The 10516-nt window shown below is 40.2% G+C and carries 8 protein-coding genes and 2 pseudogenes; 8 read left to right on the top strand and 2 right to left on the bottom strand.

The genetic code is table 11. The annotated features are described in order from the left end of the window. The first annotated feature begins 257 nt into the window (after positions 1–257). Genes PAE54_RS11890 through PAE54_RS11865 form a run of 6 tightly spaced genes read left to right on the top strand, consistent with a single transcriptional unit; the run spans position 258 to position 8221 of the window. The gene (locus PAE54_RS11890; protein ID WP_326519594.1) at positions 258–1475 is read left to right on the top strand and encodes an efflux RND transporter periplasmic adaptor subunit; all 1218 of its coding nucleotides are present in this window, start codon (positions 258–260) and stop codon (positions 1473–1475) included. Between the two features lie 9 nt (positions 1476–1484). Continuing rightward, complete coding sequence (locus PAE54_RS11885) at positions 1485–4568, top strand: efflux RND transporter permease subunit (RefSeq protein ID WP_326519593.1); 3084 nt, start codon at positions 1485–1487, stop codon at positions 4566–4568. Continuing rightward, a complete protein-coding gene (locus tag PAE54_RS11880) occupies positions 4561–4887 on the top strand; it encodes a DUF3240 family protein (RefSeq protein ID WP_326519592.1) in 327 nt (108 codons plus the stop codon). The genes PAE54_RS11885 and PAE54_RS11880 overlap by 8 nt, the downstream gene beginning before the upstream one ends. Then, on the top strand, positions 4884–6164 hold the full coding sequence (locus PAE54_RS11875) for a TolC family protein (RefSeq protein ID WP_326519591.1): 1281 nt from the start codon (positions 4884–4886) through the stop codon (positions 6162–6164). Before PAE54_RS11880 ends, PAE54_RS11875 begins: the two co-directional genes overlap by 4 nt. Before the next feature lie 36 nt (positions 6165–6200). Continuing rightward, positions 6201–6860 carry a response regulator gene (locus PAE54_RS11870; RefSeq protein WP_326519590.1) on the top strand — a complete coding sequence of 220 codons (660 nt, stop codon included), beginning with the start codon at positions 6201–6203 and terminating at the stop codon, positions 6858–6860. Then, positions 6860–8221, top strand: a complete 1362-nt coding sequence (locus PAE54_RS11865; RefSeq protein WP_326519589.1) for an ATP-binding protein — start codon at positions 6860–6862, stop codon at positions 8219–8221. The genes PAE54_RS11870 and PAE54_RS11865 overlap by 1 nt, the downstream gene beginning before the upstream one ends. A 54-nt stretch (positions 8222–8275) precedes the next feature. Here the strand turns inward: PAE54_RS11865 and PAE54_RS11860 are convergent. Then, positions 8276–8497: pseudogene (locus PAE54_RS11860) on the bottom strand (IS3 family transposase); the annotation flags it as partial. A 53-nt stretch (positions 8498–8550) separates the two neighbouring features. Between PAE54_RS11860 and PAE54_RS11855 the strand changes: the two are divergent. Both PAE54_RS11855 and PAE54_RS11850 read left to right on the top strand, forming a co-directional pair. Beyond that, positions 8551–9483: an IS5-like element IS17 family transposase gene (locus tag PAE54_RS11855; RefSeq protein WP_326519588.1), complete on the top strand. Its 933-nt coding sequence runs from the start codon at positions 8551–8553 to the stop codon at positions 9481–9483. Positions 9484–9505: 22 nt separating this feature from the next. Then, positions 9506–10219, top strand: coding sequence for an autotransporter outer membrane beta-barrel domain-containing protein (locus PAE54_RS11850; protein WP_326519587.1), 714 nt, complete (start codon positions 9506–9508; stop codon positions 10217–10219). A 42-nt stretch (positions 10220–10261) separates the two neighbouring features. Here the strand turns inward: PAE54_RS11850 and PAE54_RS11845 are convergent. Then, positions 10262–10516, bottom strand: a pseudogene (locus PAE54_RS11845) (hypothetical protein); the annotation flags it as partial.

Raw genomic sequence — 10516 nt, 5'->3', positions numbered from 1 at the left:
ACTATGATAAAATTAACCCATTAGGTCAGGTGGCCTAACTTAAATAAAAAGTCTCCGACAAACCCGGTACGGTTCATATGTGCTGATTTTTCCGAATAAAAGCGCACCTCATTTGGACTTGCTTGCGCAGTACACCGTAGCTTTTTTAATATTTCTCTTTTTTTCGGTAAATCTTTGGCGACAATTCACCCAATTAACTCGAACTTAAGAAAACAAGTCTACAATCGTTGTTGATTAGTAATTTAAGGTTATAGCCCATGAGTAAGCTATACGGTTATCTATCTCATTATAAAAAGCTTTTTATATTTATTTTTTTTCTGTTTATTGTCATTCTAATTTGGTTTGCAATTAGATTTTTTGCTCCAGAAACAAAATCTGTTGAGCAAACTGCAGCAGGCACTGAACAGTCAACGAATCAATTAGCTATAAGCACAAAACAGCAACAACAGGCTGGTATCAACACTCAAGTGCTTACACCTGCTACAAAAGATATTTCATCTTCAATTAGTCTACAGGGACAAGCACAATGGGCACCGCAAAGCAAAATTATGGTGACCAGTCCTATATCAGGTGTGATCCAGCAAATTTTTGTGCAGCCCTTGGCTGACATTGCACAATCAAAAAAAATAGTTGCGATCCATAGTCCGGATGTAGTTCAAATCCAAAATGAAATTTTACAATTACGCTCGCAGAAACAGCTTTATTCGCAGAACTTAGCCCGTGAAAGACAACTTTTTGCAGAAGGCATCATTGCTGAAAAAAGAGTTCAGGAAGCGCGTAACCAATTACAGCAGGTAAATATTCAACTTGAAGCGAAACAACGAATGCTGCAGTTCATGGGAGGCAGTTCAGCTTCTGGGTTAAATCCGGTTGTTTATGTAAATAGTCCAGCGCAAGGGCTGATAGAAGCACTGAATGTTACTGCAGGACAGCGTGTTGAAATTGGTAGTGTGATTGGGCAAATCATTAATCGTAAGATTCCCCTCATCTTGACGTTACAAACACCGATTAAGAACGTTGCACGTATTCATACTGGAGATACTGTTTCCGTAGAGGGGTGTCAAATAAAAGGCCGTGTAGTGAAAATTGCACCAATGCTGAATGGTAACACTCAAACGCATGAAGTGATGGTGCAGATGGATGCAACAGATCCATGCTTGAATGTGAATCAATACATTAAAGCGCAGATCCAGAGCAGCATGCAAGCCAATCAGTCTATCTGGTCTGTTCCGAGCAGTGCGATCATGCTCAGAGGTGGAACCAGCTATATCTTTGTTAAACAAGGTACCGGTTTAGGTTTTACAGCTGTTCCTGTAGATGTTGTTTCTAGCAGTGCACAGATCACCCATATTACAGGGTCAACTTTAAAGACAGGTCTGGAAGTTGCTGTGACTGGTGTTGAGCGATTAAAAGCTATTCTCTCAGGGTTTGGAGCAGAACAGGCTCCAACAAATAACAGTGCAACAACCAAATAAGGAAAGATTATGCTAGATCGTTTAATTTCCTTTGCACTGGCCCAGCGCATACTGACTTTATTGCTGGCTACTGTACTGTGTATTGCTGGTTATTTAGCTTTTACCAAGCTACCCATTGATGCTTTTCCAGATGTATCCAGTACTCAAGTACAGATCGTGATTAAATCACCCGGTATGACACCAGAAGAAGTTGAAAGTCGTATTGTGGTACCGATCGAACAGGAACTTCTTGGTATCCCAAACCAGAAGATGCTGCGTTCACAATCTAAATATGCTATTGCAGTAATTAATTTAGACTTTCAAGAGGGTACAGATCCGTATTGGGCACGTCAGCAAGTTGGTGAGCGCTTAAGTGGAGTTATGTCGCAATTACCCGACAGTGCAACCGGTGGGATCGCACCTATGACCACTCCATTAGGGGAGGCATTTATGTTTACCCTACATGGTCCATTAAGTGAGATGGAAAAACGGACTTTGTTGGATCGAGTTATCCGCCCACAATTACGTAAGATTGAGGGAGTAGCAGATGTCAATGCTTTAGGTGGTTTTGTTCGGACTTTTGAAGTTACGCCTAATCTTGCTGCACTTGTTGCACGGGGGGTGACCTTGGATCAAGTTAAACAAGCGATCGAGCTCAATAACACCAGTGACGGTGCTGGCCGCCTCACTGAAAATGGTGAATCTCTACTGATCCGTAGTGATAGTCGTGTCGAGAATTTAGAACAACTCGGCAGTATTATTGTGTCCAATAATAACGGTGTGCTGGTTACAGTGAAGGATGTGGCTGATGTCCACGTCGGTGCATTGTCACGTTATGGGGCCGTCACAGAAAATGGCCAAGGTGAAGCAGTTGAAGGCATTATTCTGACCTTAAAAGGTGCGAATGCACGTCAAGTTGTGCAAAGTGTGAGAGCACAAATTGATGAAATTCAGAAAACTTTACCTGAGGGTATCACGATTGAACCTTTCTATGATCGTGGTGATTTAGTTAACCGTGCGATACAGACCGTCAGTAAATCCCTATTTGAAGCGATCGTTCTTGTACTGATCTTACTTTTACTATTTTTGGGTAATTTACGCTCTGCGCTTGTTGTGGCAGTAATTTTACCCTTATCTGCCTTAACAACATTCTTGTTGATGTCCAAGTTTGGTCTCAGTGCCAATCTGATGTCTTTAGGTGGTTTATCCATTGCGATTGGTTTACTCGTTGATGCAGCCGTAGTTATCGTGGAAAACATAGAAATGCAATTGGCTGAAGCTTCGGAAGCTGAAAATAAGTCTTTCTTACCACCATTGCATATTATTTTTAGGGCCGTTTCTGAAGTTGCAGTGCCTGTCACAGCGGGTATGGTCATTATCATGCTGGTTTTTATTCCGCTGATGACACTAGAAGGCTTGGAAGGTAAGTTATTCTCTCCAGTCGCGCTAACGATTGTATTCGCGCTATCTAGCTCCTTGTTGTTATCACTTACAGTGATTCCAGTGTTGTGTTCGTTCTTTCTCAAATCAGGTTCACATCACACGCCTTATGTGGTACGCAAACTGGAGGCTGGATATACGAAGATTTTGGATCTTAGTTTATCTAATCCAAAAAAAACTTACGCCTTGGCGGGTATATCTCTTTTACTTGCTGCGGCGATTTTTCCATTTATTGGTAAATCCTTTATGCCGACAATGGATGAAGGTGATGCGATTTTGCAGTTGGAAAAAATGCCTTCTATCAGTTTGCAAAATTCGATTCAATTGGATCTGGATGTACAAAAAAGAATCCTTGAACAGGTGCCTGATGTCGCCCGTGTCGTGGCTCGTACAGGATCAGATGAACTTGGTCTAGACCCGATGGGACTGAATGAAACAGATACTTTCTTGGTACTCAAACCAGCCAAAGAGTGGAAAGCTGAAAGCAAAGAAGCCATTTTGGAGCAAGTCAGAAAAGTTTTGGCTGATGTGCCCGGCGTTAATTTAACCTTTACACAGCCCATTGAAATGCGTACCTCTGAAATGCTCTCTGGAGTTAGGGGTGATTTGGCTGTAAAGGTTTACGGCACAGATCTGGACAAATTAAATGCCTTATCGAAAGAAATTGCAGGTGTTTTACAAAGTATTCCTGGCAGTCAAGATGTCATGACCTTGGAAAACTCGGGTGTGCAATATCAGGAAGTCCGTATTAATCGTGATATGGCACTGCGTAATAATCTGGATAGCCAAACCATTCAAGCCAATCTGAAAATGTTGGTAGAAGGACAACAGGTTGGTTCCATTATTGAAAATGGTAAAGCAGTTCCTTTAATGATGAAAGGTGATCCGATCTTGTCACAATCTACGGAAGATTTTTCCTCGATTACTTTACCTACAGCCAATGGTGGTGCAGTGGCAGTCGCATCTTTGGCACAGCTTATCAAAACTGAAGGTGCAGTAAAAATCGAACGGGAAAATGCTTCTCGCATGTCTGTGGTTAGATCAAATGTACGTGGTCGTGATTTAGTTGGTTTTGTGGATGAAGCGAAACAACTGGTTGCAGCAAAAGTAAAATTACCACCAGGGTATTATTTGAAATGGGGTGGCCAATTTGAAAACCAGCAACGTGCTGCTGCTCGCCTGATGCTGGTGATTCCTGCTTCATTGGCTATGATCTTCTTCCTGCTCTTTACGACGCTAGGATCTGTACGGCAAAGCATTTTGGTCTTTGTCAATATTCCATTTGCTCTGGTGGGTGGGATCGTTGCACTCGCGCTTACTGGAGAATATCTATCTGTTCCTGCATCTGTTGGTTTTATTGCCTTGATGGGCATCGCAGTGTTGAATGGCTTAGTGATGATTGGCTATTTTAATCAATTGTTGGCACGAGGAATGTCGATTCAGGATGTTGTACGTTATGGTGCATTGCGTCGTTTACGTCCAGTCATGATGACCGCTTCGATCGCAGCTCTTGGTTTGATACCGTTGTTGCTTACTACGGGACCAGGCTCAGAAATACAACGTCCGTTAGCGATTGTGGTTATTGGTGGACTGATCACTTGCACAATGCTCACACTCATTCTGTTACCTAATCTGTTTAAGCAATTTGGAATTGAGGGACGACGTCATGCCTGAAATGTGCCAGCTTTCAATTAATGTGCCTAAATCCATTACCCAAGAATTGATGAGCCATTTATTACTGATACCAGACGTAATCTCTGGGTGTACAACTGTGCATTCTCTCGGTTTTGGACGACGCCAACACTATCGTAACTTACAAGAACAGATTCGTGGTGCAACGGAACGCAATCTCGTTATCATCATTTTATCGGTAAAACATATCGATACTGTGATCGCGCATATCAATCAGCAATTTAATGGTACGGAACTATTTTATTGGGCGATTCCACTTTTGACCCATGGTTATTTAGCAAATGGAGAATATTCCGCATGAAAAAAATATCAGCCCATTTGTTTTATGGCATTTTAGGTATTTTGCTATCTAATTCGGCTTTTGCGAATATTGACTACACAGGAATAGAACAGGCTTTGCCAAAAACAATAGAAGTGGAAACTAGTTTAAAACAACATCCATTTATTTTAACCGCGCTCTCAGAAAAGGATTATGCAACTGCTTATCACCAACAACTCAAAATAGGCGAGCACCCTTGGACCTTTAAAACGGGTATGCAGTTACGACGCAGTGATGTGGGTAATACAGAATCTTCCAGTAATTCCTACGAACCTAATATTGGAATCGAAAAACAACTTCGTCTGCCAAATAAAGTCAGGTTAGATCGTGACATTGGTGAGCGTGCCTTAACTATAGCCGATTTGAAATATGGGGATGCCTGGCATGAAGCGAGTAAAGAATTACTGTCGAACTGGTTTGCCTATTTACGTACCCTAACACGAGTATCTAGAACACAGGAACATTTGGATATCCTGCAAAATCAGCTCAATGTGTTAGATAAACGTGTACAAGCAGGTGATGCTGCACGTTTAGAATTTATGTTGCTCAACAATGAGTTGTTGCAATTGAAAGAAGAATTGGTTCAATTACAAACAGAACTGAAACAGAGTAAGCAAAGTCTAGCCCGTTATTTTCAAGGTGCAATCCCAAGTCATTTTTCAACTCAAAATATCCAACCACAGCCCATTCCATATCGCTATCAAGAATGGATTGAAACAGTCTTAAAAGAAAACCATGAACTTGAACTGGCTCAAAAACAGGCTCAACAGCAGCATACGTTGGCTCAAAGACAGTTTGCTAATAAGATACCCAACCCGACCATTGGTTTGGGTTACAGCCGAGAGCAGAGTGGGGATGAGAACCTGATCAGTTTTTCAGTCTCTATTCCTTTAGCCGGTAGTCAAGTACGTGCTGCAACCAACATGGCCCAAGCAGAAGCACGCAAGGCGGATATTGAGGTGGAAAAAATCAAATCACGACTAGAGAATGACACCAAGATCATTTATTCCTATCTCCAGGATGCTCAAGCCCGAATTTCTCAGTCTCAACAGATTACTGCAGCGTTAGCTAGCCAGGATCAGATGATGAATAAAGCCTACAAATTGGGAGAAATTACGCTCAACGAATGGCTTTTACATTCACGTCAGTGGATTGATGGTAAAACACGGTTAGATCAGGCTAAGATCGACTATGCACAAAATTATGCATTGTTATTATTGAACAGTCACTTACTATGGCCTGCACACGAAGAACGCTAAGCCTATTTTTGATAAGACAGTTAAAGTGAAGTAAAAATGCGAATACTACTCGTAGAAGATGATTTGTTACTTGCTAAGGCAACGGCTTTAGGCCTGGACCAAGCCAATTTTGTTGTGGATATCGCTGGAAATGCTCAAGTAGCAGAGCACTTTTTATCAGTGTATTCCTATCACATTGTGTTATTGGATTTAGGATTACCGGATAAAAGCGGTTTAGAAATTCTCAAATATATTAGGTCAAAGAATTCAAATATCGGAATTTTAATCTTGACCGCACAAGATCGTGTTCAGGATCGTATTTCAGGATTAAAGGCAGGAGCAGATGACTTTATTACCAAGCCTTATGATCTGGATGAAGTCATTGCTCGTATTCAGGCGATTGTTCGAAGAATGTCAGGCAGCGTAAGTGATATTTTTGAATTTCGAAATATAGTGATCAATAAATCTACACAACAGGTTTCTGTGAATAATATCCCGATAGATCTGTCACAGAAAGAATATGATCTTTTACAACTTTTGATGGTTAATCAGGGACGTATCGTTACTAAACGTATGCTTGAAGATTCCATATATACAAATGATGATGTGAACAGTAATGTACTTCAGGTACATATCCATAATCTTAGACGTAAACTGGGTAAAGATATTGTTAGAACTATCAAGGGATTAGGTTATATTGTGGATAATAATCAGTAATGCCTAGAACATTGAAGAGTTATTCGCTAACTCGCCGCTTATCATTCATTATTATTGTCACCACAATTTGCTTGTGGGCTGTAAGTTTAATTTGTACTTATTGGGAAATTGAGCGTGCTACCAACAAGATCTTTGATGAATCTTTGGCAGAAACAGGACATGCATTATTATCTACAACTGTAAATAGCATTGAGGTGGCTGGGACTAAACAAACCTTTTTGGAAACAGCACAAAGTGAACACTACAGCCAGATTATTTTTCAGCTTTGGCATAAGGATGGGCATTTAATTTATCGTTCCGTTGGTGTGGGTACGGAACCTTTCCTGAATCAAACAGGATTTGGTTGGATAAAGCTAGATGGGAAATTTTATCGAACTTATTCTGTTTGGGATCAGACACATACTGTTGAAGTACAGATTGCACAAATATGGCAACTGAACAAGCTTATTCAAAGTTCAACGATTATCTTCCTGTTTATCCTGTCTTTTATCTTCCTTCCATTACTTAGTTGGTTGATTTACAGAATCATCAAATTAAATCTCACTTCAGTGCAAGAGATCAGTCAGCATTTAGAAAAGCGTTCAATTGATAATTTATATCCATTACACCAACCTGTTCCAAAAGAAATAGAGCCAATGGTGAGGTCTTTAAACACATTACTTGAGGAAATTTCTGAAAGTATAGAGCGAGAAAAACGTTTTACATCAAACGCTGCACATGAATTAAGGACACCTCTAGCGTCGATCAGGGTTCATGCTCAAGTTCTAAAAAATGCACGTTCTAAAGAAGAAGTTGACAATGCCGTTACCGATATTATTTCTGGTGTTGATCGAGCTTCTCGGATGATATCCCAATTATTAACTTTGGCTAGGCTTGCTCCAAACCAGGTTCAGGATAAAATACAGCTTGATTTGGTTGATGTGATTAATAGCACGATATCAAGCATGCTATTTAAAATCCAAAAGTCGGGTGTACAGCTTGAATGCGAATTAGCATCGGCTCCGATTGAAGGACAACCTGACCAGCTTGAGATTATGCTTAGAAATCTAATTGACAATGCAATTCTTTATCGACGAAAAGACGTTGTATCAATAATTAAAATTGAATGTGGTGTAAGCAAAGGTAAAAGCTATGTCAAGGTTGAAGATAATGGTATCGGTATTCCTACGGAAAAAATCCCATTTGTTTTTCAACGATTCTATCGAGTCGATACAATATCTGAGGCTATTGGCAGCGGTTTAGGCTTATCGATTGTAAAACAAATTGTTGAACTCAATCATGGAGAAATAGAGATATATCCTTCAAGTTACCATCATGGTTGTACCTTCATCGTTAAATTTGATACATTTTCTTTACTATAATCTAATTAAAACGGACACTTCTTAGAGTATAAATATCAGTCGAAAGGTGTGATCCTAGACAGTATTGTGGACAGTCGATCCCTCTAAATTCTTGAAATATTTCTGTTCAAAGGCTTCTGGGCTTAACCAACCATTTGCAGAATGCCTTCTGACCCGATTGTAGTAAATCTCAATATAGTCAAACAAGACAGCATTTGCCTCTTTTCGAGTAGCAAATACACTGCCATGTATCACATGACCTTTCAATGTATGAAAGAAGCTTTCGGTCACTGCATGGCTTTGTTGCACAAACCTATCTGTAAAGGCTTTTTCAGCGATATAATTTTCAAATGAAGAAGCCTACACACAAAATCTACCGCACAACCAATTGGCCCGCATATAACCGAGCACTCATGAGTCGCGGAAATATTGCCATTTGGTTTGATCCTGCTACGCAATGGTATGCTCCATCAAAAGGCAAACAAGGGCGAAATCAAACCTACTCCGAGGCAGCTATCCAATGCTGCTTAATGATTAAATCCTTATTCCGTCTATCTTTACGTATGGTCACTGGCTTTGTGCAAAGTCTGATTAAACTTTGCGGATTAAATTGGACCGCACCAGATTACAGTACGCTTTGTAGAAGACAAAAGCATATTGATATTGCAATCAGCTACCAAAAAAGTAGCGATGGGCTGCATCTACTCGTAGACTCTACAGGGATGAAGTTTCTAGGTGAGGGCGAATGGAAACGCAAGAAACATGGAGCTGAATATCGTCGCCAATGGCGTAAACTACATATTGGTATAGATGCCAAAACCCTACAAATACGCGCTATTCAGCTCACAACCAATAATGTCTGTGATTCACAGGTGCTTGGTGATTTACTTAATCAGATTCCACAAGATGAGCAGATTGACTCTGTTTATACCGATGGAGCTTATGACACCAAGCAATGCCGTCAGGTCATTGCAGATCGGCAAGCACATGCGGTGATTCCACCTAGAAAAAATGCGAAACCATGGAAAGATACAAAGAGTAGCTCGCTAGAGCGAAATGAATTACTTCGAACAATTAAACGTTTAGGTAGGACACTATGGAAAAAATGGTCAGGCTATCATCGCCGAAGTTTGGTTGAGACTAAAATGCACTGCATCAAATTATTAGGAGATAAACTCAGTGCAAGGAGCTTTGATAGCCAAGTCAATGAGGTTCATGCACGTGTAGCAGTCCTCAACAGATTTACGGAATTAGGTCGACCACTTACCCAAGTTACGCCTTAAATTTGGCTCAATTAGGGGCGCTTTGCATTTCAAATCTTTGTGCAACAAAGCCGAGCAGATTGTTTCTGATATTAATTATTCAGATGTAAGCTATCGTCAAACTGCTCCAGATGTTTCGGTTTATACAGGTTGGAATCAAAAAGACAGTGGTGAAGGCTTAAATGCTCATATCGCTTATCGTTATAGTAATGGTAAAGTTGATATAAAACGTGATCAGATTGCTTCTGCTGAAGCAGGACAAGGGCGTTCTGATTTAACAACAAATGCTTGGTATGCATCTTTAGGTAATACCTTTAATATTCAAAATAAGGCAATGATTACGCCATATTTAGCCGTTAGATATTCCGATATTGAACGTGAAGGTTATACTGAGAAATTGTCAGATGATGTTACAAATCCTTTGACCTATGATGATCTTAGCCGTGAAACGACTACAGCAATTGTAGGAGTAGAAGCAGCTACAGCTTTAACTTCCAAGTTGAATATTTCTGCTCAAATAGGCTATGAGAAAGATTTTGATAAAAAGTTCTCAGACTATTCTGCAACAGGTGTTGAAGCTCTAGAGCCTTTAGATTTCAATAAGGATTATGACGACAATAGATTATTCTTATCTACTGGAATTGATTATACCTTTGCAAAAAATCAAAACATTGGTTTGAGTATTTCGTATCGTGAAAGTACATTTACACCTTCGGCAGTGACTAGCGGATCAATTTTTTATCAAACTTCTTTCTAAAAGAAAAGCCCCTAACCTGTTAAGGCTAAGGGCTGTTGTGTATTAATTGTCTATTTCAAAGTGTACGCCATCGAGGAAGGGCTTTTTACCGAGCTTCTTCCTTTCTGCTATATAGGCATCATAAGCTTTCCTAGAGCTGTCATAGTCGTTTAAGTAACGCCATGCTCCACCCCATTTAATCTTGATCCCAAGTTCAATAGATGCTTTTCTGACGGCACTGTTGCAAATAACCACGAATGGTAAGCTGAAGACTGTTTTAGCTAAAGGTGCAGCATATGAATCCTTTCCATGGTCGGC

The organism is Acinetobacter minutum (assembly GCF_035916735.1).
GTDB lineage: Bacteria > Pseudomonadota > Gammaproteobacteria > Pseudomonadales > Moraxellaceae > Acinetobacter.
The sequence above is the reverse complement of the archived record's forward strand: the minus strand, read 5'-3'. Positions and strand labels throughout refer to the sequence as shown.